Origin of the sequence: Alicyclobacillus sp. SO9, from assembly GCF_016406125.1 — a bacterium.
In the GTDB taxonomy this organism is placed as follows: Bacteria; Bacillota; Bacilli; order Alicyclobacillales; family Alicyclobacillaceae; genus SO9.
In genome coordinates, this window is record NZ_CP066339.1 from 4,342,413 (window position 1) to 4,369,182 (window position 26,770).

At 47.5% G+C, this 26,770-nt stretch carries 22 protein-coding genes and 1 riboswitch; of the genes, 7 read left to right on the plus strand and 15 right to left on the minus strand.

Going from position 1 to position 26,770, the window contains the following annotated elements:
* Positions 1-288 precede the first annotated feature (288 nt).
* A complete protein-coding gene (locus GI364_RS20265) occupies positions 289-1,128 on the plus strand; it encodes an SGNH/GDSL hydrolase family protein (RefSeq protein WP_198851002.1) in 840 nt (279 codons plus the stop codon).
* Here the strand turns inward: GI364_RS20265 and GI364_RS20270 are convergent.
* The 3 genes from GI364_RS20270 to GI364_RS20280 form a co-directional block, all read right to left on the minus strand.
* Complete coding sequence (locus GI364_RS20270; RefSeq protein ID WP_233095893.1) at positions 1,109-2,392, minus strand: diguanylate cyclase domain-containing protein; 1,284 nt, start codon at positions 2,390-2,392, stop codon at positions 1,109-1,111. The two genes, GI364_RS20265 and GI364_RS20270, sit on opposite strands and share 20 nt — an antisense overlap.
* Positions 2,393-2,476: 84 nt before the next feature.
* On the minus strand, positions 2,477-3,793 hold the full coding sequence (locus tag GI364_RS20275) for a TrkH family potassium uptake protein (RefSeq protein WP_198851004.1): 1,317 nt from the start codon (positions 3,791-3,793) through the stop codon (positions 2,477-2,479).
* An 87-nt stretch (positions 3,794-3,880) separates the two neighbouring features.
* A riboswitch (cyclic di-AMP (ydaO/yuaA leader) is annotated at positions 3,881-4,029 on the minus strand.
* A 185-nt stretch (positions 4,030-4,214) separates the two neighbouring features.
* On the minus strand, positions 4,215-4,682 hold the full coding sequence (locus tag GI364_RS20280) for a hypothetical protein (protein ID WP_198851005.1): 468 nt from the start codon (positions 4,680-4,682) through the stop codon (positions 4,215-4,217).
* A gap of 483 nt (positions 4,683-5,165) precedes the next feature.
* Here GI364_RS20280 and GI364_RS20285 point away from each other — a divergent pair, with 483 nt between their 5' ends.
* The 3 genes from GI364_RS20285 to GI364_RS20295 all read left to right on the plus strand — a co-directional run bounded on the left by GI364_RS20285 (position 5,166) and on the right by GI364_RS20295 (position 6,903).
* Positions 5,166-5,360: a cold-shock protein gene (locus GI364_RS20285; protein WP_198851006.1), complete on the plus strand. Its 195-nt coding sequence runs from the start codon at positions 5,166-5,168 to the stop codon at positions 5,358-5,360.
* Between the two features lie 74 nt (positions 5,361-5,434).
* On the plus strand, positions 5,435-5,683 hold the full coding sequence (locus tag GI364_RS20290) for a cold-inducible protein YdjO-related protein (RefSeq protein ID WP_198851007.1): 249 nt from the start codon (positions 5,435-5,437) through the stop codon (positions 5,681-5,683).
* Positions 5,684-5,820: 137 nt separating this feature from the next.
* Complete coding sequence (locus GI364_RS20295) at positions 5,821-6,903, plus strand: Delta(5) desaturase DesA (protein WP_198851008.1); 1,083 nt, start codon at positions 5,821-5,823, stop codon at positions 6,901-6,903.
* Between the two features lie 227 nt (positions 6,904-7,130).
* Here the strand turns inward: GI364_RS20295 and GI364_RS20300 are convergent, their stop codons facing one another.
* A complete protein-coding gene (locus tag GI364_RS20300; RefSeq protein ID WP_198851009.1) occupies positions 7,131-8,114 on the minus strand; it encodes an aldo/keto reductase in 984 nt (327 codons plus the stop codon).
* 17 nt (positions 8,115-8,131) lie between these two features.
* Positions 8,132-8,983, minus strand: coding sequence for an aldo/keto reductase (locus tag GI364_RS20305; RefSeq protein ID WP_304503167.1), 852 nt, complete (start codon positions 8,981-8,983; stop codon positions 8,132-8,134).
* Positions 8,984-9,158: 175 nt separating this feature from the next.
* Here GI364_RS20305 and GI364_RS20310 point away from each other — a divergent pair, with 175 nt between their 5' ends.
* Positions 9,159-10,106, plus strand: a complete 948-nt coding sequence (locus GI364_RS20310) for an AraC family transcriptional regulator (RefSeq protein ID WP_198851011.1) — start codon at positions 9,159-9,161, stop codon at positions 10,104-10,106.
* An 809-nt stretch (positions 10,107-10,915) separates the two neighbouring features.
* Here the strand turns inward: GI364_RS20310 and GI364_RS20315 are convergent.
* The 8 genes from GI364_RS20315 to GI364_RS20350 all read right to left on the minus strand — a co-directional run bounded on the left by GI364_RS20315 (position 10,916) and on the right by GI364_RS20350 (position 21,481).
* The gene (locus GI364_RS20315) at positions 10,916-11,887 is read right to left on the minus strand and encodes an ABC transporter ATP-binding protein (protein WP_304503168.1); all 972 of its coding nucleotides are present in this window, start codon (positions 11,885-11,887) and stop codon (positions 10,916-10,918) included.
* 1 nt (position 11,888) lies between these two features.
* On the minus strand, positions 11,889-12,905 hold the full coding sequence (locus GI364_RS20320) for an ABC transporter ATP-binding protein (protein WP_370541800.1): 1,017 nt from the start codon (positions 12,903-12,905) through the stop codon (positions 11,889-11,891).
* A gap of 137 nt (positions 12,906-13,042) precedes the next feature.
* On the minus strand, positions 13,043-14,458 hold the full coding sequence (locus tag GI364_RS20325) for a M17 family metallopeptidase (RefSeq protein ID WP_198851012.1): 1,416 nt from the start codon (positions 14,456-14,458) through the stop codon (positions 13,043-13,045).
* Between the two features lie 20 nt (positions 14,459-14,478).
* On the minus strand, positions 14,479-15,429 hold the full coding sequence (locus tag GI364_RS20330; RefSeq protein WP_198851013.1) for an ABC transporter permease: 951 nt from the start codon (positions 15,427-15,429) through the stop codon (positions 14,479-14,481).
* Positions 15,430-15,441: 12 nt separating this feature from the next.
* Positions 15,442-16,359, minus strand: a complete 918-nt coding sequence (locus GI364_RS20335) for an ABC transporter permease (protein WP_233095894.1) — start codon at positions 16,357-16,359, stop codon at positions 15,442-15,444.
* 4 nt (positions 16,360-16,363) lie between these two features.
* Positions 16,364-18,310, minus strand: a complete 1,947-nt coding sequence (locus GI364_RS20340; protein WP_198851014.1) for a S9 family peptidase — start codon at positions 18,308-18,310, stop codon at positions 16,364-16,366.
* Positions 18,311-18,325: 15 nt separating this feature from the next.
* Positions 18,326-20,089, minus strand: coding sequence for a peptide ABC transporter substrate-binding protein (locus tag GI364_RS20345; RefSeq protein WP_198851015.1), 1,764 nt, complete (start codon positions 20,087-20,089; stop codon positions 18,326-18,328).
* A 210-nt stretch (positions 20,090-20,299) separates the two neighbouring features.
* On the minus strand, positions 20,300-21,481 hold the full coding sequence (locus GI364_RS20350) for a helix-turn-helix domain-containing protein (protein ID WP_198851016.1): 1,182 nt from the start codon (positions 21,479-21,481) through the stop codon (positions 20,300-20,302).
* Between the two features lie 195 nt (positions 21,482-21,676).
* Between GI364_RS20350 and GI364_RS20355 the strand changes: the two genes are divergently transcribed.
* On the plus strand, positions 21,677-22,510 hold the full coding sequence (locus GI364_RS20355; protein ID WP_198851017.1) for a sulfite exporter TauE/SafE family protein: 834 nt from the start codon (positions 21,677-21,679) through the stop codon (positions 22,508-22,510).
* Between the two features lie 156 nt (positions 22,511-22,666).
* Here GI364_RS20355 and GI364_RS20360 read toward each other — a convergent pair whose 3' ends face one another.
* Together GI364_RS20360 and GI364_RS20365 are read right to left on the minus strand one after the other, a co-directional pair.
* The gene (locus GI364_RS20360) at positions 22,667-23,404 is read right to left on the minus strand and encodes an aspartate/glutamate racemase family protein (RefSeq protein WP_198851018.1); all 738 of its coding nucleotides are present in this window, start codon (positions 23,402-23,404) and stop codon (positions 22,667-22,669) included.
* Positions 23,405-23,785: 381 nt separating this feature from the next.
* On the minus strand, positions 23,786-24,748 hold the full coding sequence (locus tag GI364_RS20365; protein ID WP_233095895.1) for an RNA polymerase sigma factor: 963 nt from the start codon (positions 24,746-24,748) through the stop codon (positions 23,786-23,788).
* Positions 24,749-25,399: 651 nt separating this feature from the next.
* Between GI364_RS20365 and GI364_RS20370 the strand changes: the two genes are divergently transcribed.
* The gene (locus GI364_RS20370) at positions 25,400-26,677 is read left to right on the plus strand and encodes an IS110 family RNA-guided transposase (protein WP_198851020.1); all 1,278 of its coding nucleotides are present in this window, start codon (positions 25,400-25,402) and stop codon (positions 26,675-26,677) included.
* Positions 26,678-26,770 lie beyond the last annotated feature (93 nt).

A 26,770-nucleotide genomic window follows, 5' to 3' on the forward strand; every position in this document is an offset into this window, starting at 1 on the left:
TCTTGCTTTCATATTTGTAGATGTTCAGACCCATTAGGTCAAAGAATATGAATGAGTTGTACAACGATTCCCATTAACCCCAATGAGACCAAATGTGCGCAAAACGCCATTGATGCGCACCTATAGGCCACTTGGTTGCCAAACGGTATACACTCCAAGCATCTGGCGAACATTAAACTACAACACTACAACGCTGGACTTTGTTGCACACGTGTGACTTGAAAGCAGTTTTAGAGCTAGCTAGTCTTCTCATCAACCCGACACTAACATTTCTACTGAGGTGACAAATTGAAAAAATCCAAGGGGCTTCATGCAGTGGCCAAACAAGCGGTGGTATCAATGACAGTCATGGGAACGCTAATATACTGTTTCCTCATATTGGGACACACTGCAGCAGCGCAAAGTGCACTCCCAGGGAAATCGCACCCAAACCAAACTCCGGCATTGACAGAGAATGCAGAGACTAGTAGTCCATCGCTGAAACCAGTCCACACCAAGACCGTCAATTGTCCACTTAACGTACTCGTTGTCGGCGCCTCCACGGCACACGGTTGGCATGATACAAAGGGGAACGGGTATCTAGCAAGGGCATTTGATACTTTGACATCGACAGAAGGCGTGGCATATCGAGTAGTAGACAAAGCCATTCCTGGAGCAAGAATTGCAGAGGTATCACCGAGGTATACAGGGTGGTTGAGGCAGTATCACCCGAATGTTGTGGTCATTTCATGGGGGCTCATTAATGATCTCAAAGCAAGAACGCCTTACACTTCCTTTCTATATGACTTACAGAACGAAATCGATAAAGCGTTGCAAGCTAATGCAAAAGTGTTTGTCATAACACCGCCCATCTCAAGATACTCTTACACAGATTTTGCTGCTCAACAGGAGGAACTGACCCGTGCAGAGATTCACTTGGTGCAAAGACTGCAAAATCCAGACGTCGTGTCTATTGATTTGTTTGAACAGATGAAAAACACAATTGCTTCAAGCAACGTCCCCTATCAACAATACTGTGCATCAGACAGTGCACATCCCAATACACGCGGGCACATTCTTGCCGGAAGATTATTAACGGCCGATCTCGCTAACATATACGACACAAAACCTACGGATGACCACCGATGAACCGCGTGGAATACGCACACTGCGTGTGTTGCCCACTTTGAAAACGTTCAATGAGGCGTTTTCGTTTCATTTTGTAAAGGTCACGGTCTGCTCTATTGATGAGTTCATGTAGTGTTTCGCCGTTTCTATGGTAGGCAAGGCCATAGCTCACTCGCATTTCAATTTGATTCGTGCCAAAGTTCCATGCTTGATTGAGTTTCGTTAACAAGTCATTTACAATACGATGGAGTTCCCTTTCATCTTGCTCAAGTTCGAATAAGATCAGAAACTCGTCGCCGCCCATTCGAGCAACGGTATCGGTCTCCCTCACAGTCTGTTCAATGACACGCCCTATCTTCTTCAAGACTTGATCTCCTACTTCATGCCCCAGCGTATCATTAATCTGTTTAAAGTCATCGCAATCTAGACTCATCACAACCAATTGATGTTCGTTGAATGTATCGCCAGTGTTAGCTTCTTGCCAATTACTCAATTTCTTTTCTGCAGACGCAATGAAATATCGTCGATTTGGAAGGCCTGTCAAGACATCGTGATAGGCCCATTCTTCTAACAGTTGCTGTCTATCGTATTGCATCGTTACGTCTCTTAGTGATACCTGTGTGCAATGTTTTCCCTGGAAGAGAACTGGATTTGGAGAGACTGTAACCCATAGGACTTCGTCTTCCACAATAATTTTAATATCGACTGCATCTACTTCCTCACCCATATAGCAACGTTTCGTGCGTTCCTGCATTAAGTCTACAAAATCTTCATGAATGAAATCAAAAATATGAGAATCCAGTAAATCAGACGGTTGCTTGGCTTTTAATAGTTCAGCACAAGCCTGATTCATATAAATGATAGCACCATGATGATGGATAAACACCGGTTCTGCAGTGCGTTCAATCACACTGTGTATAGCCTTTTGTCCTGTTATATCATGCATCACCGCAATCAGGCCATGAGGTCGTTCCTCGTCATAACGGACAGGTTTACAGTTGATAGATAATTGAATTGCACACCCGTCCTTAGTCATGTGTGTATCCTCAGTGCTTTCCACAGTTTCTAAGTTGACCAGTGCCTTGCGTAAGGTGCTCTTGTCGTCGGAGATAAATGGTAAAACATCCATTCCGTTCAGTTCTTGAAGAGTCCATCCGTACAATTGATGAAAAGCTTCATTGACATGTAGGGCCTGTCCCTCGTGATTGAGCAGAATTACCGCATCCGGTGTCACAGCAGTTGCTTGATTGAATAAGGACTTATAGTCGAAAGTTAGGTCTCTCATCATATCCCCCCTACAAACCAGGTTCCACCTTTCAGGATATAAAGATGCTGTTACTATTCTATCAAATGTCCCATCTGTCTGGCTTTAGCCGACAAATATGCGTTCCTTGACCCGTTTGACTTTGGATGGTCCCTTTCTGCGTAACATCCCTACCAAAACAGTCAAAATCCCGACTCGTCCGATGAACATCGTTACAATTAATACCCACTTCACGGGAGCATGAACGATACTTGTTATTCCCGTAGACAATCCTACGGTGCCAAAAGCGGATACTTCTTCAAAAATGATTCGGATAATATTAATATGCGGCTCAAGAGCGGCATCAATGAGGGTGGCCGTGGTAATGACGCCGCTTGCCAGAAAGAAAATCAGCAACGCTTTTTGATTTACTTCCCAAGGGACAGACCGTCGTCCAACATGGATTTCTGCATCTCCCCTGGCATTGGTCCAGGCGGACTTCATAAGAATAAAGAATGTTGTTGTTTTAATTCCACCGCCTGTTGAGCCCGGAGATGCGCCAATAAACATAAAGATGGCAATAATGAACCAAGTGACTTCTTTCATCTTACTAATAGAAATAGAATCAAACCCGGCAGTCCTTGTCGTCACAGATGTGAACCAAGAATTAAGCAATTTCCCACCCCATGACAAATGGCTCATAGAGTGACTTCCTTCAAAGAACAGCATGAGAAACGTCCCCACAACGAGAAGAAAGCCGGTCATCGCGAGGACGATTTTTGTATGTAGTGAGAACTTGCGAGTATGCGGAAAATTATAGAGTTCCGTCAAAACGATGAAGCCGAGCCCGCCAAGAATGATAAGGATGCTTGTTAACAAAATCACAAATGGATCTCCTGAGAAACCTTCAAGGGAATTCCCCCATAAGTCAAAACCTGCATTATTAAAAGCTGAGATAGCATGAAAACAGCTAAAGCCGATGGCTCGCAGCCAGGAGTAGTGATAAATGAAATGGAACCATAACGCGAAAAGCACCGCGGCTGCCCCTTCAATGACAAAACTAAAATGCAAGATGCTCTTAATGAGGCGAACAGACCCTCTGACACCAAAGTTTCGGTCTTCTGCAATGAGTATGCGATCGCGTAACGAGATCTTTCGCCCCAAAGCCAAATAGATAGACGTTGTGATGAGCGTCATACCTGCCCCGCCTATTTGCATCAAGACTGCAATAATGATTTTCCCGAAGACCGTCCATGTGGTGGCTGTCGTTACAGTACTGAGTCCTGTTACACACAATGCACTCATGGAGGTAAAGAACGAGTCCGTAAAGCTGACACCTGTATGTCGAGACCACGGAAGTAAAAGCAGCAAGGAACCGACCAGCGCAATGGTTAGATACCCGATTGCGATTCTCTGCGGCGGACTAAAACGAAATGTGTTCAAAGCCGTAAACCTCCACAATGAAATCCGTTACTACAACACATTTTCCTCAGAAAAAGACAAAACGACCCTTCAGGGGTCGCTCTCAGACCTCTCCCGCTGCAATGCTTACGAAGTTAGCTGACGGGTTCGGGTGGCAAGAGAGAACTTCACCCTACTAGTTCACAGACCAGATTCACCCCAAAAATATGGACCCTCCGTTCCCAAACGCTGCGTTCAGGATTCAGCATATAGATTTTCAAATGCATGGCTACGATTCTACTCCACTCACATAAACTTTCAAGACTTAAATATAACTTCGGTTCTACGGCCGCTGAGGCTTCATATAAGAGGACACCTGAAAGTTTTACAGGCTGACCTTCGAGAACCTTGACTGTGCGGAGAAGGGACAACAGTGCGTAAAACACTGCGAGACAGAGGGAGTTCAAGTGATCTTTCGACTTAAAACGTGAATTAACTTGCTGATAAGCAGAACATTGACAATCCATGAATACAACATGAGCAGTATGATGAAAGCGTGGGCTTCTCCCAAGACCTTTGGATATCCATATCCTGTAATCAGAATCAGTGCATTGCCGAGTGCGTCCGCGTTCGAATATGAATGATGGTGAAATGAGCTGGGATACAAATAGGAAATATACATTAACGTAACAGCTTCCGAAAAGATGAGTGAGACCAAGGATGTAAATCCATAAATAAAGATGCCAAGTATTGTTTTTATGCGACGTTTATAGGTAAAATCAAAAAGCATTAGCCCTGACACAAAAAGGAAGAAAACAGATACTATAGAGTTGAATATCAGATAGTGCGGCTTTGTAAAGAACAGCGTTCCTGCTTCACTACACAGAACCACCACGATGATGAGTACGTGAACGGTATTTCTCCAGTTCAATCAACGACCTCCACGTATGTACAGTATACCGACGTCCCTGTCCTCTGCACGTTCAAGTAAATATCCCGTTTTGCGTTTATGGAAACGACTCAAAGATGATGTCACTTTATCTTTTCCTCTTCAATGTTTTTACATACGGTCCAAAGGCATCCACAGACGTGAATCGAGGCTACCACATGGTGCCGGCAGTTGACTTCGTTGCACCAGCACTGTGTTGTGCCCCATGGCAAAGCCATGGGGACCTTTGTCTGACTCAAGCAGCGATTAGGTACGAGGAAAATAACTGAGTGAAAATTCATACTGTTCATTTGACATTTCGGGTATTAATGTTAACATAAAACTATGTTCACAAGCCATCGTGGTATGTATAACATACTGAGCCGTTCTTTTCGCGCTTCATTATGTGGGGCAGAATTGAACGGCTTTATATTTATACAAAATGAACAAATATTGTTCTCAATTAACACAACAGGAGGAATTCTTTTGAATCAAGGTACAGTAAAGTGGTTTAACTCAGAAAAAGGCTTTGGATTCATTGCAGTTGAAGGCGGAGAAGATGTATTTGTACACTTCAGCGCAATACAAGGCGACGGCTACAAGTCCCTTGAAGAAGGTCAACGTGTAACGTTTGATATTGTTCAGGGACAAAAAGGCGCACAGGCAGCGAATGTAGCATAAGTAAGCAAGTCATCATGAACAGACGGGACCGTCCCTTTAGACATTATTTTGATATCTTTAGGGAGGTCCCTTTCATGTGCCTCGTCTCTTTTGAAGCCTTGAGTGCATCGACTTACAGCAGACACAGAGGAGGTATCTTAGTGAGTTACTTTAACAATAGGAGAAAGCCATCTTCTGAATACGTGTACGCTGACACCGTGATCTGGCAGTGTTCGAGGTGTAATTGTTGGTCCAGAAAAGAGTTTATTTACGTTGATGACCCAAGTTGCCCTATGTGTAAAAGTAAGATGAATCAAGAAGCAAAATTGATTCGTGTAGACTAACATACATTGGCTGATAAGATTTCACTGTTATGCTAAATCAATTTGGGTCTTTTGCTTGCATATCCTACTTCCCCTTCTGAATATCCCTAGGTCAAAATATTAGGAAGCACGGTTATTTTACAAAAAAAGAGAGGAAGATGATTATAAATAAACACCAAGAGCGTGACAATTGGAATAAAGATATTGCTCGTTTTCAAAAAGCGGACACAAGGAAGAGTTTGTGGCAACTTGTCAATACCATCGTACCTTTTTTGGGACTGTGGTGGCTAGCTTATCTGAGTCTGTCTGTTTCAATCTGGATTACGATGGGCCTCGTCGTTTTGACCTCTGGATTCTTTATGCGGATCTTTATCATATTTCATGACTGTTGCCACCATTCTTTCTTTAAGAGTCGAAAGGCGAATGAGATTGTCGGGATCATAACGGGTGTCCTGACCTTTTTTCCGTATCACCAGTGGAAGTATGAACATTCGGTTCATCACGCAACCAGTGGTAATTTGACACGAAGAGGTACGGGCGATATGTGGACGATGACAGTGAATGAGTATACGGAAGCACCCCCGTTTCTGCGAATAGTTTATCGACTTTATCGAAATCCCTTTGTGATGTTCGGATTGGGACCACTTCACCTGTTTCTGAATCAATACAGGTTTAACAGGAAAGGAGCCGGAAGGAAGGAACGTATTAACACTCATGTAACTACTTTTACGCTCGCTGGAATCTTAGGTGTTCTTTGCTTGATATTGGGTTGGAAAGGTGTGCTTCTCGTCGAAGGACCAATTCTTTACCTATCAGGCATGATAGGTATCTGGTTGTTTTATGTCCAACACCAATTTGAACACACATATTTTGAGAAGGCAGAGAATTGGAGCTATGTTAGTGCAGCCCTACAAGGTAGTTCCTTCTATAAATTGCCGAAAGTATTGCAATGGATGACAGGAAATATCGGGTTTCATCACGTTCACCATTTAGGACCCAGAGTACCGAATTACAGTCTGCAGCATGCTCACGAAAACCTCCAATTTCTACAAAATGTCCCGGGTGTTAGCTTGCTTTCTAGTTTACGTTCCCTCCGTTACCGTCTTTGGGACGAGAATAACAATAGGTTTGTGGGATTCAAGGAGATTGAAAGAGCTAATCCTAATACGAAAGCAAATCTCGCTTTCAAAACTGCCTTGTTAATTCGTACGCTGCTAAAAAAGTCCAAAATTCAGCACTGACAAATAGATTAACCATCCTTGTGAAGGGTTAGTTCTTTAGTACGTTTTCTAGGTATTAGAGTCGACCTCCACAGAAGAAGGATGTTACTGCTGGAGCATAAAGTCCAAAGTGTGACGGTGTAAGCTGTCCCAAAAGTGATTATGTTCAACAGGGTGCGATACAAAAGCGGACACCATTAGTATGTCCGCTCGGCAGCAGAAATGTAATCTCAGTACTTGTTCACTGGTTATTTACCCACTCGATTTGCATAATCCGTCGGATAACGGTCTCCCGAAATCTCAATTTTGGAAAGTGCCTCATTTAAATCGCTAAGTTCTTCGGAAGACAGTACAATGTCCGTCGACCCGATATTTTGTTCCAGGCGTTCCATTTTACGCGTTCCGGGAATTGGAACAATCCATGGCTTTTGCGCAAGCACCCACGCGAGTGCGATTTGAGCAGGTGTGGCGTTTTTCGCCACAGCAATTTTCTTTACCAAGTCGACTAACACCTGATTTGCCTCGATATTCTCCGGCTTAAAGCGCGGCACAATGCTACGGAAGTCGGAATTGGCGAATGTTGCATTCTTATCAATTGTACCGGTAAGGAAACCTTTGCCGAGTGGACTGAACGGAACAAATCCAATTCCTAGCTCCTCAAGAGTCGGTAACAGTTCTTCCTCCGGATTTCTCCACATCATTGAGTATTCGCTTTGAATCGCCGTCACTGGAAGAACAGCGTGTGCACGACGAATCGTTTGCACCCCTGCCTCGGAAAGCCCCCAGTGCTTAATCTTGCCTTCTTGTACGAGATTCTGTACTGTTCCCGCAACTTCTTCAATAGGTACAGTTGGGTCGACACGATGTTGATAATATAGGTCAATAGCTTCGACATTCAGGCGCTTAAGGGACCCTTCGACGGATTGACGAATGCGATCTGGCTTGCTGTCCAGTACCTGCTTGCCCTCTACCATTTGGATGCCAAATTTGGTCGCGATGACTACCTGATCCTTGAAAGGTGTGAGGGCTTCTCCAACGAGTTCCTCATTCACATATGGTCCGTAAACTTCGGCAGTGTCGAAGAAGGTAACACCGCGATCAACCGCTGCATGAATCAACGATATCATTTGCTTCTTATCTGATGCTGGACCATACCCATGACTCATTCCCATGCAACCAAGACCCATAGCAGAAACTTCAAGTCCGCTCTTTCCTAACGTACGCGTTTGCATATTTTTCACCTTTTCCTTTAGATATCAAGTTTACGGCTACCGATCCATTTCACAATTTCCGGGTCAGTATGTGAAAAGAACAAACTTTGCTTCGTGTCTAGTATGGCGATTGCTTCCATGTCCGCTTGACTTAATTCAAAATCAAAGATGTTAAAGTTCTCGACGATCCGTTCTTTATGAACGGATTTCGGAATCACAACGACATTGCGTTGCGTCAACCAACGTAGAATGACTTGAGCAACGGATTTGTTGTGCTTTTCAGCAATAGATGTCAAAACCTCGTTCTGAAACATGTTGTTTCTACCCTCAGCAAAAGGAGCCCAGGACTCAATCTGCACTTTGTACTCTTTCATCAATTCTGCACTTTGGATTTGCTGGCAGAATGGATGTGTTTCAACCTGATTGACAGCTGGGACGACTTCGTTATGCAGGATTAAATCGAGCAGACGGTCCACGGCAAAGTTACTTACACCAATGGCTCGGATCTTTCCCTCTCGATATAACTCCTCCATAGCACGCCATGATCCATGTACATCACCAAACGGTTGATGGATGAGATACAAATCCAGACAATTCAATTGCAATCTTTTCAGGGATTTTTCAACAGCTTGCTTCGTGCGCTCGTAACCCGTATCTTCAACCCAAAGTTTGGTGGTGATAAATAGTTCCTCTCTAGGGACACCGCACCGTTTAACGGCTCTGCCAACCGCCTCTTCATTCAGATACGAGGCAGCTGTATCGATGAGACGATAGCCTGTAGAAATGGCATCGTAGACACTTTGTTCACACTGCTCGGCATCTTTAATCTGATAAACCCCAAAGCCCAGGATCGGCATCCGGGCACCATTGTTCAAAATCACGTTTTGCACACCCATTCCTCCCATCCTTCGTATCACCGTTTATCATTATTGACCAAGTAGACCCACCACCGTTATCCCATTCTTCTCAAATCATTGCCTAATCCTCTCACTGTCGTTAAACACCAGACGAGTCTGGACTATAATTGTAACTATCAAGGATTAAGAAGAGAAATGAGGCGAATTCATGTCTGAACAAATAGAAAAACAGCAGGATGTTCTTGCCAAACTCATTGAGCGTCATACAAAGGAGGACGGCGTTCATGACACGACAATACCTTCTTTATTCTTTATCCGTCACTCAAATTTAATTGGACCAACTTACGGGGTTTACGAGCCTTCTTTTTGTATCGTGGTTCAAGGAACAAAGGAGGTTTGGCTGGGGCAAGAGCGCTTTCGGTACAGCCCTACAGATTACCTCGTCGCATCTGTGAACCTGCCAGTCACTGCTCAGGTCACAGAAGCCTCTGCCGACTTACCGTATTTGGGTTTTAAACTCAAATTTACACCAGAACAAATCTTAGAAGTTCTGAGTGAATCCAAAGTTCACATTGAGCCGCACAAAACTTCGAAACGTGGTATGTATGTTAGCCAGATGGAGCCATCGTTACTAGATGCCGTACTGAGATTAGTACGTCTAATAGACACTCCTGAGGATGTCTCGTTTCTCAGTCCTATATTCACGAAAGAAATTCTCTATCGGATTCTACAAGGACAGCACGGAATTACACTCGAACAAATTGCGATTGAAGGAAGCTCCGCTTATCGAATAAAAAACGCGATCGAACACATCGTGAATCATTTTGACCGGTCTGTCCGAATTGAGGAACTTGCACACATGGTGAACATGAGTGTTGCCTCGCTCCATAGACACTTCAAAGAGGTAACTACAATGAGCCCAATTCAATTTCAAAAACAACTGAGACTCCAGGAAGCCCGGCGCTTGTTGTTATCTAAGTCGACAGATGCCACTGATGTCGCGTTTAGGGTTGGCTATGAAAGCCCTTCGCAATTCAGCCGTGAATATTCTCGTATGTTTGGCTTACCACCTAGAGAGGATGTAATGACTTTGAGGGAGCATAATGACAAAACAAGAGAAGCCTGCCCCAATGGTTACAGGTTCACTGGCGGATGAAACTTCCGTGGCCGAAGGTGGGTGGTCACTATTAGATTACACGACAGGCTGTCGCCTCGGCAGCCTTGAAATCTTTCTGAGGTTTTATTGATTATCCTATTATTCTAGTGGAAAACTGACCTCCTTCTGTCGTTAAGCTGCCCTTTCGTACCGTTAGCATATCACAACTAAAATGAATAAATATTCCTTTTGCTGTTGAGTACTATCTAGCACTGCTTCAAGTTAGTCCTCCACACAGGAGCGACACAAAAAGGGAGCCCCGCAAGGCCCCCAACACATTCCATGCAACTGTATCCCTGCTTGCCGCATTTCTGCGAATGAAGCTTTAACTACCATAAAAAGGCCAGCGCGAATATCCATGCAAACGCCAGCCACACTATACCTCATGTTGACCGACGATAAAGAGCAGCTGAGAACCTAAAGCAACATATGAGCCTAACTAGCAGATCCGGCCCAAGTTTATTCTGACTTTCTAATCCAACTTGCGTTCCTACCTCGTATCCCTATAATGCATCTTCTGCTTACCTGAAGTCCACTCCTGCGTCATCGCCCCCCCTAGTTTGTTCTGTAAATTTTCCCAATAAAATTTAGGGAGTGCAGATAGATTTTCTGTGAAATGCCCTCATTTTATAATGACAAATGACAAGAGATGAGTCCCTAAGCGAAATCTCATCTCTTGTCTCATGATGTATTTATTATTTTTGCGGCATATGATTATTCAAGGGCCTCTTTACGCCCCGCCACCTCAATTAGGACGTCTTGACGGGAAAATCCGCTCAAGAGGCATTCCCCGCTCCAGCAGCACCTATCTAGGTCGAATAGAGGTGGCAGGCAACCATGCGGCCGTTGCCGTAATCCCGTAACTGCGGCCGTTCACTTCGGCACACGTCTATTACCTTGGGGCAGCGAGTGTGGAACGAGCACCCCTGTGGTGGATTGGCGGGGCTGGGTACATCTCCCGCTAGAATGATGCGTTCGCGACGACCTTTCCGTTTCGGCTCCGGTGCAGCGGAGAGCAGTGCTTGAGTATAGGGGTGAAGGGGGTGGGAGTATATGTCTCCCTTACTTGCCAGTTCTACAATGTGGCCGAGGTACATGACGCCAACCCGCTCGCTGATATGCTTTACGACCGCTAGATTATGTGAAATGAAGATGTATGACAGGTTAAACTCTCGTCTCAAGTCCACCATAAGGTTTAGGATCTGAGATTGAATAGACACGTCCAGTGCTGAGACAGCCTCATCGGCAACAATCAGTTGCGGATTTAACGCCAATGCACGCGCAATTCCAACGCGTTGCCTCTGCCCACCAGAAAACTCGTGAGGGTAACGGAGACGGTCATCACCGCGCAGCCCCACTGTCTCCAGTAAGTGCACAACCCTCTCCACGGCCTGCTTCCGGTTAGTGACCCGATTCGCAATCAAGGGTTCCATAATAATTTCCTCTACCGCCATCTTAGGATCCAGTGAGGCGTACGGATCCTGAAAAACCATCTGAAACTGGGACCGGACAGAACGAAGTGCATTTCCGGACATCTTGGTGATATCCTTCCCATCAAAGACAATGCGACCAGCGGTGGGCTCGAGCACTCGCATAACCACCCTGCCCATTGTGGACTTGCCACAACCCGATTCCCCTACCAGTCCTAGGGTCTCTCCTCGCCGGATAGAAAATGAAACGTCGTCCACAGCCTTAACATATCCTACGGTACGACGCAATACGCCAGCGGTAACAGGAAAATACTTTTTCAGGTTCTGGACTTCAAGCAATGTTTCCATCACGTCACACTTCCTCTCTTGTGCTCGATCTACGCTCACCTTCAATGCGACTCTCTATCTCTACCACGTCACATCTCACTAGGTGACCGGGACGAAGTTCACGTAACGCTGGCATCTCTTCTCGACACGAGGGCACCGCCAATGGGCATCGTTCTGCAAATCGACACCCTTGTGGAAACGAAGCCGCACTTGGCACCATCCCTGTGATGGCATGAAGGGTCTCTTGTTCCTCAGCCAACGATGGCATAGAATCCATCAAAGCTTGGGTGTAGGGATGAAGGGGTGTTTCAAACAGATCATCTGCATTTACGGATTCCACAACTTGACCAGCGTACATGACGACAACGTGATCGGCCATATCAGCAACGACTCCTAAGTCATGTGTGATAAGAATGATAGCCGTGTGGAAGTCGTCTCGCATCTTCTTCATCAAATCGAGCACCTGCGCCTGAATCGTCACATCAAGCGCCGTAGTTGGCTCATCCGCAATCAGAAGTCGTGGCTCACAAACCATTGCCATGGCAATCATGACGCGCTGCCGCAGGCCTCCGGATAACTGGTGTGGGTATTCCTTAACAATTTCGGAAGCTCTCGGTACACCTACAAACCGAAGCATATCGATGGACTTCGCCAAGGCTTGCCGCTTGGTCATCCCACGGTGTCGAATCAGAACCTCTGTAATTTGTCGACCAATGGTTAACACCGGATTTAATGCGGTCATAGGTTCCTGAAAGATCATGGACATCTCGTTACCACGAACATCCGTCATCTCGTTTTCTGATAGTTTGAGCAGATTGCGCCCAGTAAGGGTAATCTCGCCGGACACAATTTTACCGCGAGGTTGAGGAACCAGCCGCATGATGGACAATGATGCCATGCTCTTACCGCAGCCGGACTCCCCCACGATGCAGACGATCTGACCGGAATCAACATCGAGATCGATTCCGTCGACGGCTCTGACCTCAGTCTGTTTGGTAACGAAGTAAGTCTTCAGACCTCTAATTTCAAGCAACGATCCCAAAATGAGCCATCTCCCTTTCGCCCCCTGCAGGGCACCTCTTATGATGTTGCCCTGACACTTGGGGTCGTCCTTAGGTTCCCAGTTCCTATCCTGCAACGGTCAGGTACTTGAAAACAGTTCATATCAGCATCGCCAATCTAATTCCGATAAGTACTCCAGCCGAGGCACGTCTCAACCAAGAGTGATACCCCAAAACCCGTCGCGCCAACGCCCGACTGTTTGCCGTCGGTGTAAGCCATTCCGGCAATGTCTACATGAACCCAAGGCTCTCCGTGGGCGAAGTGCCCAACGAATAGGCCCGCTGTGATGGTTCCGGCAGGTCGGCCGGCACTATTCTTCATGTCCGCAATGCCGCTGTGATTCAACTCCATATATTCCGGGTCATTTGGAAGAATCCAAACGGGCTCCATGGAGACATTTGCTGCATGATCTACGACGGAAGCCCACGACTCGTTGTTATGCACAACCCCGGCCCGAATACCTCCCAAAGATACGACATTCGCTCCCGTCAAGGTTGCCATGTCCACCAGGTGCGTAGCGCCTTCCCGCAGTGCGACTGTGAGTGCATCTCCGAGCGCCAGACGCCCTTCTGCGTCTGTAGAGATAACTTCGACTGTTGTCCCGTCCAGCATGGTCAAGACATCTCCCGGGCGAAAGGCGTCCGCACCGGTCATGTTCTCCGCCAATGGAATTACGGCCATTACGTTGGCTTGCAGATCCAGTTCCGCCACAACCCGTAGCGCAGCTGCCACAGCGGCAGCGCCGCCCATATCCACCTTCATGCGCTTCATTGCCTCGGCAGGTTTCAGTGAAAGTCCGCCACTGTCAAACGTGATGCCCTTCCCGACCAGGCCAAGATAGGGCTTGTCACCACTCCCGTTGTATTTTCCAATCAACATGGCGGACGGATGAGCGCTGCCTTGACCAACGGCTAGGATGCCTCCCGCTTTAATCCGCTGCAGTTCGGATTCATCCATAATCGACCAGGTAATTTTCTCGGACGAGCCCTCCATAAACTGCTGGGCCAGTTCCGCTGGGGGCTTCAAATTGGAAGGCTGGTTCACCCAATCTCGTGCCAGGGACTGCCCTTTGGCAATCTCCACACATTTATGAAAGTGTGTTTCCGTCGTGCCTTCCAGATTAAAGTACAGTTTTGTGGAAGTATCCACTCGAGCCTCCACCTGAGCAACGCTGATTTTGAACTCGTATAAACCTGTACCCAAGCCCCAAACTGCCGACGCCATTCTCTCCGGAGGAAAATGCGATGACCACACCAGGATACGATCCGCTTCCAGTTCTCGAACGATATGTCCTGCCTTAGCCCAAGTCCGCTGTGTTTCTCTCTGTGATCCGAAATCGTTCACCAACACGACCTTGTCTGAAGTACCGGGTATATACCACAGCATTGCAGAGCCTTGCTTGAGCGAAGGCTCCAGAAAGCGACTGTCCTTCATCACACTCTCCATAAAACTCTGGAGCCTGTCCACCGGAACAATATATGCATTGGGTTGTTCGTTATTGGAATCCCAAATCTTCCAACTGATTGGGCTCATCCTTCATCCTCCTTGTATCACTAATATTTCACACGCGGGTCAACAACTCCATACACAATATCGGCCAGCAGGTTGCCTAAAATAGTCAGGAAACCGACCATAATCACGATCCCCAGAAGCACAGGATAATCGCGGGCTTGGGCCGCATTCCAAAAGAGCAGCCCCATCCCAGGATAATTGAAAATCATTTCAATGATTAGGGCGCCACCGAACAGCGCTGGCAAGGACATTCCTGCCAAGGTAATCAGAGGCAAAAGGGAGTTTTTTAACGCATGTCGCATCAAGATGGTTCGCTTACGCAGCCCCTTTGCGTGCGCGGTTCGAATGTAGTCCTGAACCAGTGTTTCCATCATCCGTGACCGTACATAGCGGCTCCAATTCGGGATGGTGGCAACAATCAGAACGACAGCAGGTAGAATCATATGTCGCAAATAATCGCCGAAGGTAGGATGGATGGCGAACGGATCGGACAAACCACCTGCCGGCAAAAGGTGTAAGCCAATGGCAAACACGGAAATGACAATCATGCCGAGCCAAAAAGTTGGCATGGAATACAGTAAGTAGGTCACAACAGTCAGTGCATGATCCGTTGGGCTGTCTCTGCGTACGGCCTGAAACACGCCAATGAGTATGGCCAGAATGTGCGACAGTATGATAGCCGTCAACACGAGTACCAGTGTTCTGGGAAGATTCAGTGCAATGAGACTCGATACGGTCTCATGATACGAATAAGCGTAGCCGAGGTTGCCGTGCAATAGTTTAACAAACCACAACCAATACTGGACGTAAAGCGGCTTATTAAGACCGAGAGATTGGTTGATTTGTGCAATCAACTGCGGGGTGGCACGGTCTCCAAGCATCACTGCTGCTGGACCGCCAGGCACAATGTGCAACAACAGAAAGCTTAAAACAGTGATTCCAAGGATGGTAGGAACCGCCTGAAGTACACGGTAGACAATAAAGCGAATCACACGAATTCCTCCCTATTTCTTGCTATCGAGACGTTCATCAAGTGCCACGCGTAACGCGTCACCAATAAAGTTGATGGAGAGAACCGTCAACAAAATGGCCAATCCCGGCGGGTATACCAGCCACCAGGTGTTATCTGGGAGGTATGACATTGAATTCGCCAACATGGCTCCCCAGTTTGGTGCCGGTGGAGGTAGTCCAAGACCAAGAAAGCTTAATCCTGCGACCAGCAACACGGCGTCTGCCACCATGAATGTAGCAGCAACCAGGATGGTGCCAAAGGTATTTGGAACAAAGTGTCTCAAAATAATCCTCAATCTGGATGCGCCCGCGATACGCGCCGCCTCAACAAACGGCTCATTTTTCAGGGACAGTACTTCCCCTCGGACTAATCGACTGATACCGTGCCATGATGTCAGCGATATCAACACGACGAGTAAAACAGCACTCGGCCTCACGACGGAATCCAAAAAAATCAAAAGGAATAGGTTCGGTATTGCTCGCAGTAAATCGATAATGCGCATCAATACGATATCCAACCAGCCTCCGTAGAACCCAGATACCATGCCATAAATGACCCCAACGACCATTGCTGCTGCCGCCGCGGTAAAACCAACCTCCAGCGATGTTTGACCGCCTAGCATCAGACGCGCCAGCTCATTGCGTCCCAAGTTGTTTGTACCCAGCGGAAAAGACGGAGTTGGCGAATGTAAAATGACCTGCAGATGGGTATCGTATGGACTCGCCGGGTATACGAGTGGTCCGACAAAGCAGAGGAGAATTAAGAACACCAAGCCAAAGCTCCCAACTTTGGCCAATCTGTTCCGCCAGAAGATCCGCAACACCCTTGTCCATCGGGACATATGAACTCGCGTCATCGACGAGTGTAATTCTGTTGAAATGTCGTTGCGCACTTGTATAGACATCTTCATCCTGTCAAGCCCCTTCAATTGGCAAATGATCTGCAAACCAACTCAGAATGTGATGAAATCTGTCCAGTCGGTGAGAAGGTGTTCCATTCCGTGGCAGTCCGTGATTTTCACCAGGAAAGCGAACAAACTTGACTTCCTTTCTCTGTAATTTCAAAGCAACAAACAATTGCTCTCCCTGCTCGATGGATACTCGCAGGTCGTTCTCGCTGTGGATAATCAAAAGCGGAGTGGTCATGCTCTGCGTATATGAAATAGGAGAGCGTTCCATATAGAATTCGGGATCTTCCTGTGCCGAAAAACCGTAAACGAGACGATGGTTCGATCCGGCCAGGTCACTGGATCCGCTCATGGAGTACAAGTTATTGGGCGCCGCTTCGGAACAAGCTGCGCAAAATCGGTCGGTATGCCCTACGGCCCAACTAGTCATATAGCCACCATAGCTGCCTCCCGTCACAATTAACCGTGTCGAATCCACGAATTCAAACTGCTCAATGGCTGCGTCTGTGCAACCCATGAGGTCCTCATAGTCCGTAATCCCCCGATTCCGGCCCAGAGCGCGTGCCCATTCCTCGGAGTAACCCGAACTCCCGCGCGGATTTGCAAAAAAGACAGCGTAGCCCGACGCACAAAGCAGTTGTAACTCATGGTTGAACCCATACCCAAACTGGGCGTAAGGCCCCCCGTGAATTTTCAACACTCCCGGGTAGCGTTCTTGTTCATGAAATGGCTGAGGGAGCATCATCCAGCATGGCACTGAGGTGCCGTCTTTGCTCTCACCCACAAAAGCCTCCATGTCACTGAACTGCACTTCGTCACACCAATCATCGTGAAAATGCGTGACTTGTTCGAAAGATGGCGAGTCAGCACCAATGTACAACTCAGGGGGTCGTGTAGGAGACGATTGGACACCCGCAATAAGGCCGCTTCGAGATATGTCAAATGACGTAATCTGCGAAGGTGTGTTTCTGTCGCCGCCGATTGTGCCATCATTTATGCTGCTATAGAGCAAGGCAACACGCCCTTCGTCCTCAAACAGGGCCCATATTTTTTCTCCCTCTGCAGACCAAACGAGCCGACTGCCGCTAACAGTAGTTCTGTCAAACGCCGGAGATAGCAGCTCTGGATCTCCTTCAGAAGTTGCCACCCTGTGGATGTGTCGGTGGTTCGGCATACTATCGATCCGCTCTGTCCCCACGTAAGCAATCCAACTTCCGTCGGGGGACCAGGTGGGCGATTTGACTGCTCCCTGTGTTCGCGTAAGTTGCCGAACAATCCCTTTCTGAGGGCTGACAACAAAGAGGTCAGAAGCAAGGTCAAACTGTCGATTTTCATGACGTCTGGAGACAAAAGCAATCCACTCCCCGTCCGGTGACCAGGCGGGATCGGTGTCGTCGGCATCCCCAGCGGTCAGCGGGGTGATTTCTGCTGTACGAACATCGAGCAAAAGCAGGTGATGTTGCTGATTGTAGGTAAAACCCTTGCCGTTGAACTTATACTGAATAGTGTCAATCACGCGCGCACTCTCCGTCGACGGTTGTTGTCCGGCAACGGGCTGTGAGACCTTCGCACACAGGACGACGGACTTCCCGTCTGGAGACCACTGATACGACGCCACGTCATAAGCTGCGTCGCTCAGTACGCGAGCCTCTCCACCACATCTGGGAAGCACAAAAAATTGTTGTACATTTTCATCTCGTTTAGACAGGAATCCCAAGTAACGCCCATCGGGAGACCACTGTGGTGAATGGCTCGGATACTCAGACGATGTCCAAGGAGCCAACTCTTCACTTTCAACGTCGTACACGTAAATCTGTGTTTGATAGCCGTCAATCTGTTCCACCGCCCGGCGGACTGAGAACGCGACATGCTTACCTGAATCGTCAATGGTCACTTCACTGATGTGATACAGACGAAAAATGTCTGTGTCCACGACCCCTCGTTTGTTGTTCACGACTTTCACCTGCCTCTACTTTCCGCTGACGGTCCAATACTGCGGAGAAATCTGGTTCGTGAAGGTATTCCCGTACTTTACGGCGCCATGTACATTCTTCGACACTTCCGTGAGCGCGTCGGGAACGGGCATCCAGAGATTCGGGAGTTGTTGCGCCGCATACATCTGATACGCATCCAACGCCTTTTGAGATTCAGCCGTCGTGGCATGCGGCTGGTGCGTCTGGTTCACCAGTTGATTCATCTTCGGGTCTGAGTACCCGTAGAAATTGTAGCCTCCCGTGCTCGAAAACATCCCGCCGCCTGTAGGATAAGTGCCACCATAGCTCCATCCGAGCCCAGTCTGAATATCCCATTTTGCCGGACTGTGATGATAGTGGAGCATGGTTGCAAACGGAAGCGGTTGAAGTTTTATCTGAATGCCTTCTTTACCCCAATCCTGTTGCAGCAACTGAGCCATGGCCTGAGTCGACGTGTTTCCAGCGGGGTATTGCACGTTAAAGCTAAGCTTTACACCCTTACTGTTTTGCATGACGCCGCCAACCTCGTGCCACCCATTCTGCTGCAGAAGCTTCTTACCAGCCGCAGGATTAAACTGATATACCGGCGTTTTAAGCTTGGGATCCAAGAATGTGGCTGGATTGAGCGGAATGGGACCCGTTCCGGGGGTGCCAAGACCATCATAGATATCCTTGATGATGGACTTTTGGTCAATGCCCATCTGCAGTGCTTTGCGAACCGCAAGTTGCTTCATCGCCGAACCTACCGTCGGACTCTTAAAGTTCAGCATCGTCCGGTCAATGACAAACCGCTTCGTCTCTACGAATTTGTCTTGTGTCAGTTGTTTTCTACTGCTATACATGGAGAGCGGCAGGTAGCCTACTTGCACGGTACCTGTCTTCAGTGCATTCACTTCAGCAGAGTTCGACGTCTCATAGGCCAAAACAAAGCGACTGATGCTTGCCTTGTGACCGTCATACTTCGGATTGGGAACAAACGTCCAAGCAACGTTCCGCTTCGCTGACTTCAAAATGAATGGGCCGTCTATCACCTTGAAGAAGGATGCATTGTTCCCATTCGAAGCCAAGTAACTCAATTCTTTGTTCAAATTCGTAGGATATTTATCCCACGCGGCTTTAGGAAGCGGAGTAAAGTCAGACAGTCCGTTGTATTCAAACCACAGCTGGTTTACAGGTTTCTTCAGTGTGACTTGAAACTCATGGGTTCCTAGCACCTTGAAACCCTGAATCATGGCAGGTATACCGCCTGACCCCGCCCCGGCATAAGGCCATGGCCTAGGTGCCGTCGGCGCAGATGCCGCTTTAATCAAGTTCCACGTAAACGCAACATCTGACGCAGTCACCGGCGTTCCATTCGACCACTTCCACTTTGGATTCATTTTGACTGTATAGACAGTCCCCTTTGAATTCCAACTGACATTACTTGCAATACTGCGCGAATAGTCGATCTTTCCGCTGGCGTTAAGATGGAACAAACCTTTGTACATGAGGGACGCAGCCCAGGCATCGTATAGGCTGTTGTACGCGACGGGGCGGAGTGGAAGATACCAGTTGATGGACACGAGCGGACCAAGAGCCTGCACGACCGTTCCTCCATGACTGCTTGTGCTCGAAGAAGATGAAGAAGTACTTGCATTTGCGTTCGACGTGTTAGCGGCGCTCGCCGTGTGTGTTTTGGAGCCACACCCGCTCAGCGACCCAACCAGAACAATTCCCATAAAAATGCCCACACGCCTTTTGTACACCGAATAACGTTTCACAGGCTAACAATCCTCCCTTTTGACGACACTGCAACAGCGTGGCCGAAGCCTCCTCTACTGCCACTTAACCCTTTATATAAGTCGTATTATTCAGATTATTAGCCTCACATTATCAAGCCACATAGTGAGCCGCAACGAATTTTGGTAAGGTGACGAACAAAGACGAAAACGGCACACTATACCCAGCACACGATTTGTCAGGGTTTCACGTCAGTAGAGTACCTCGCGGGACCAGTCCCCAGACACCGGAAAATCAGATGGCGCTGGCAGACTGAGCCTTCTTGCAGCGTATTGAACGTATTCCCCCTTGACGAAAGTATGAATGTCGGAAGACATACAATTCAAACCCGTTTCACACAGTCCATTCAGGGTGGCTATATCTCGCTCATAGATCGACGCATCCCATCTCACTCTTTGTAGAACACTCAGTGCGATTGCAAGTGGAAGTCTCGTAGCCTTAGCGATGACTTGTGCTGCGCGTTGTGGCATCTCCCGAATGATTCTGTGGGCTTTCAGATGAGCTCGGAGGTATGCGACCACATGGGCTTCATGACGTCGGCACCAGTTCTCATCGGCCACAACGCTTGTGAGGTAATCATCACCGAGTCCATCGTCAAACAAAACACGACCATGTTGATTGAACGTCATGAGACTCAGATACGGTTCCCACATCATGCTCGCTTGAACTTGTCCACGAATGAGGTTTCGCATACTCGCGTGCATCTCTTGGTGAAGGACGTTCACTTCAGGCAACTTCATCGATAGAAGCAACTTGTTGAGTCTGTAGCCCGCGCTTGTATTGGGCACCGTAGCAACGGAGGCTTTGATAATCTCGTTCGGTTTCATCAGCTTTGACTGGATTTCAGTCACCAGTGAGATTCCCTTGCCCCCTTTGCTCTTCCCATCAAAAGCAATCAAAATCGGGCGGAATTTGGGAAGTATTTTCCTTAAATCCGCAGCAAGAACAGTCGGATAGTCTCCCAGAGACGCGATTTGAATCTTTCCTGCAATCATCCCCTCCACAAGTTGCAATCCGTTTGACGCATTGTGCCAACGGACCACATGGTTTGAAGCTGGGCGTATCGACTGCAATTCGTCCTCCAGCAGATGCAACTCTTTGATTACCAACGCACTCCACATATGCGCCGTACCGCGTTGGTATCCAATTGTAATAATCTCTTGCTCGGATGGATCCCCTGCTGTTTGCTCTGTCACTACGGTGTGTTGGCGGACCCACGTCTCTAAAATATTCCGGTCAAAAAACACTTCTTTGCCAATCTTCACATACGGGAGGTTGCGGTACTTACGCCATCTATCCAAAGTGGAACGACTGACCTCGAGTAGATCCATTGCTTCCTGTACGGTCATCATATTTAACCGCTTATGTTCCATATTCGGCACCTCCGTAGTCCGCAGCACCATGTGTCGTTTGTCCATCCTCTCACCATATACCAATAATGTATGATATTAGATTTTGTCGTCTTTGTTCGTTGTTTAATTGTTTTCTTAGTAGATTGCAGATATTGTATTAGATGTTCAATTATTCGGATGATTCCGTTGATTATGCATACTAAATATTAGAAAGGTATGACTATCCTGAGAATAGGACTTCGAATTTGCCGACGACATACGTCTACACCCGATAAGGATCCGTCACGCTACCGGACAAAGGTACTCTTAACCGGGGGCTTCGGCGGACTGTTCGGCGCTTTGTTAGGGATTGGCGGGTCCTTTCTCGTTATCCCCATCCTGTCAGGTCCGTTGCGGATTGCTCCCAAGCAAGCACACTCGTCTGCCCTACCTGTAGCATTCGTTGGTGGGCTGTCGTCACTGTTCTTCTATCTGTCCGCCGTCCACATGCATTGGTTCACCACTGGGACGGTCATCATCAGCAGTTTGTGCGGGGTGCTGTTTGGCGCACGTATGATGCGCTTTCTAAACGTCAGAAAACTGGAAACCACGTTTGGATTCATTCTCTGCGGGGTCGCGTTGCTGTACGCTTTTCATCTGAAACCCATCTCGCACACGTCGCTCTCCCAACACTACGTGTTAAGGACAGCAGGCCCACTGCTGCTTGGTCTTCTGGTGGGGCTGGTAAGCGGTGCATTCGGTGCCGGAGGTGGAGCCCTTCTCGTTCCCGGAGCGGTACTGCTGTTTCATTACAATCAACAAGCAGCTCAAAGTCTATCCATCATGACCATCATCCCAACCACATTGCTAGGAAGTTGGGTTCATTTCCGAGAGAAAAACCTGTCTCTCGACATTGTTTTCCCCTTGTCTATAGCGGCTTGCCTAGGCGGCGCAATCGGAGGCATTCTAGCCCTGCATGTCCACACCGTCATCCTTCGCAGCCTACTCATTGTTGCGCTGATTTACATCGGCATATCGAACATAAGAAAATACTGGACATTCGAAAATTAGTCGACAACCCTGTTGTAACACCTTCCTGTCATGCAGCGACTGGAGATGTCGCTTTTCTATGTATCTTACAGAGAAATTGTCGCTTTTCAATATGCAATGTCAGTATTTTTAACAGAATCGTAATCTGCTTTCTACAGCCTATGTCATCCGCTTTTGTTATTCGTAAGCTAACTGAACAACTTTAGAAGCCAATATATCGGTGGAACTAAACACTTTAACGGTTGTCCCAAACGATGACGTCCGTTCAGTACTTGAAAATACAACTGGTAGCTCCGTACATCCCAACAATATACTATCTATACCACGTGCCCACGAGCGAGATGCAATCTCCCTAAGACTGCGACCAAGTCGCGAAAAATCAGTAAGTAGGATATCACCGTTACGCGCGTTTAATGGTGGAGAACCTTTCACCGCCATAATAACTTCCATGATGTCATTTTCAGACTGCGCGTCAGGGTATATCGGTGTAATACCAGCTCGTGCAAAACTATCCTCATAAACACCGAAGGTTCGAGTGGGAGTCGTAGCCATAATCCCAATCTGTCTATACCCAGCAACCGCTATTGCCTCCGTCACTGCGTCTATCAATGAAATCACAGGCACACCTGTTGCTTCCTGAAGTTGGGCAAGGTAAATGCTCGTTGTGCTAGAAGGGAGAACAATCACTTGCGCCCCTGCTTCCACTAATCTCCTACAAACCTCTGTTAGCTTAGGAACTGGGGATTCTCCAGTACCGGACAAGTGCGCAACCCGATTCGGAATCGATGGATCGGAAATAAGAATTACAGGTATGTGCTCTTGGTCATTCGTAGCCGGAGACATCTCGACAACACGTTGATAGAAATGCGCACCAGCAAGTGGGCCTAGCCCCCCAAAAATTCCGACAGTCTGCATTTCTCCCCCTCCAATTTCTCAATCCAACAAAATAATTAGTTTTGTACTAGATGACTGACAACTTAGGTCAATAGCTCCGGGTTTTCTATGAATTTGGTTTAAAGCATTCTTCGTCCCTCAGGCTTCAAGCCTTATTATTAGTCTATTCTGAACAAATGAATGAGTAAAGCAAATTGTTATAGTCTAGTCAATGCGGGCTCAACTCCGCCTCCGTGAGAAAGCTCCATCCACTCCTAGCCATATTGCAAAGTCAGCCTTAATCGTCTCTCGCACCCGTCTGTGTTTCCATCCACGTTTCTGAGAGTGTTCTACATTCGTGCAACTGCAATATTGTGTTCGAGCAAATCATGGCAGCTTCCGTCTTGAGCGCGTATTTATCGTTTAGCTCGGAGGCAGGCTCAGTTTTTGACCACTCTGGTTATAGTAGCTTCCGTTCTGTTCGGCGTAATAGTTGTTCGCAATAACACCCCAGAATGGGCTTCCTCCAGTCGCATACTGAGATACATCAAGGACCACATGGTCGCCTACCTTCGGTGAAAGCGACGGATCACACTGGATGTTCACCACTGAGCCAACCTTAAACGGATAGTTTGGACTGGTTACTGCACTATTGGCACCTTGGATATTTTTGCTGACTTTAAGTTCGAACGAATGACCCTTTACAAAACTGACGACCCCTTGCACTTCGTACATCCTCCCGACATCTTTCCACTGACTACTCCCTGGTGTCTGGTTATTGGTGCGATTCGACGTCGCTTGTGAATTAGCGGCTGGGTTGCTTGTTGTCCCCACCAAGTTCGAGGCACCAGTTGTTTGGGTTGTTGGTGTTTGACTGAAAACGTGTTTATCAATACCGACTCCGATACCAACCGCTACTACTGCGATAGTAGCTACAGCAGCTACACTTGTCGCGAAGGCATTGAAATGTTTTTTGTGCCTAGTCCGAGGCGGTCTCATCGTTTTCATCTTCTGCGAAATGCTTTGCCAGAGTTCATCTTGATCGCTTTGCGTCATGCTGATGTCTGTCAATTCCTTGAACCGATGTGTTACTTCCTTATCATGCGTCATGACTGCGTCACCTCCTGACTTGAGTTGCCTAAAATCTCTCGTATCTTTGCGATGGCTCGCCGATCCATCGTCTTGACGTTCCCTTTTGATGCCCCTCTTTGCATGAACATCGCCTCGAAACGTCCCCCAAGAGCGAAACGCTCGAAGAAAGACTTCTTGCACCACATCCATGGCAAGCGCGTCATCGCGAAGCGTCAGCCGTGCATATCTATAAATGTCATTCGCGTACGTTTGATAAAGCGAATGAATCTCATTTTCGATTTTTTGTGAACTCACCATCTCGACTCCTTTCATATGATTAGACGTAAGCAAGCCCAAAAGGAAACGCTTTGACTTATAGAATTCAAAATTAAAACCGCCTCCCTATTGGAATGGCGGTCTCATATCCCTCGTTGGTTTTGTGATGCAAGGCGCTAACCCTGTGCGCAGTCCTACCCGAGAGTTTAGGAAACATAGCAATGATGAAATCGAATTTTCATACACCCAAGGGTCCTGCTTGCTTTACTCCCAAATCAGTTCTCTTTCTTGTCACTCATTAAGATGAGATTTCTGATCCCAACAACAAGGCATATCATCAAGCCTGTCACAACGATTGTCTCCAGCGTAGGTTGGGAATTTATAATTTCATAATTCTGTGGGGTTTTTATTCTGCTAACAAGAACTTGGCTGCTCATTAGGACAACCGCGAAGACAGCGAAGACTTGCCAGACTTTTGCCAATAGACACGCCAATAAGACCATAGAGATAATGAAGAGCAAACTGGAATACCTTTCTATCAGATTCCCATGGAGATCTGCTACTGCATTAAGCTGCCCGTTAACATTCCTGTAGGTGTTAGTAGATTCGGTTTGTAGAAATAAAGACGCCTCGATACGATGAGTGTGTACTGGGTCGTAGCCCTTAAAAACTCATGTAGGAGGCGTCACTATGAAGTCTAGACTGGTTAATGCTCAAAATCAACGAATTGAACGAATTTCCACTACAACTCTGGTCGTCGGGATTGACATCGCCAAGGAGAAACACGCTGCACAGGCTATCAATTTTAGAGGAATCGTCCTGAACAACAAACCTGTTGTGTTCGCAAATGATCTCTCCGGTTTTGAGCATCTGGGACAGACAATCCGCAAGCTGCAGAAAGCCCACAGCATGGACAACGTCATCATAGGTATGGAAAGCACGGGACATTACTGGTTCAACCTTTCGAACTGGCTTGTGAAGCAAGGCATTGACGTTGTGCTGGTCAATCCCATGACCACAAAACGCAACAAAGAAAACAGGGATAATTCTCCCTCCAAGAACGATCCAAAGGACGCACTCGTCATCGCTGACGTAGTCAGTCGTGGGTACTACACTCCCTTTTCTCCGAAAGAAGAAGCATTTCGCCGGATTCGAGTCGTCGTCACAAATAGAGAGCACTGGGTCGTTGAACGTGGACGCATTGAGAATCGCATTCACCGTTGGCTGGATATCCGTTTCCCTGAATATATACAAGCCTTTGAGGACCTTTTCAGCACTCGTTCTCTAGCGACATTACGTCGGTTCCCTGCTCCTTCAGACATGTTGAAACTCACACCGGAGCGGATGGTGAAAATCTGGGGAGAGTTCATGTCCAGACCCGGTGGCGCACGTGGAACACGTAAAGCCATGGAGCTTCTCCATCTAGCCAGACAGAGTGTTGGAGACACGGTTGCCTTGGAAGAAGACAAATGGGAACTGACGCACCTGGTGGACGAGTATGAAAGGGTCCAGAAAATTGTCGACGAGGCGGACGAGATGATTGAGAAGATACTGCCTGAGATTCCTGGCGCCGATCTCATTCGGTCTGCCGGCGCAACGATTCCTGCAACGGCTGCCATTTTAGCCTTTGGCGGTGATCTAAGTCAGTTGTCACACGGAAACCAATTGCTACGAAAAGCAGGATTGAACTTAGCGGAGCGAACTTCGGGCAAGTACAAGGGTCAAATCAAACTCACAAAGCGGGGAAATTCTCTGCTACGCAAGCACTTGTACTTCACTGTCTTTCACCTGCTGTCATATAACCAAGCGTTTCAAGCCCTGCATGCTCACAACATCGAAGTAAAACGGATGACAAAGATGCAATCCATGATGAAGCTCATCGGGAAGCTGGCTCGAATGCTTGTAGCCATGGTAAGGACAGGAGAAAAATTCAGTCAAGATAAAGCACAATTCTCAATAGCAGCTTAAGTCGTCTACCGCAACCAAACACGTAGGTTGGCTCATTCGCAGGATTTCACAAAGAAAGCACGGAGTACCGAGATTATTGCACTTTAGGGCATA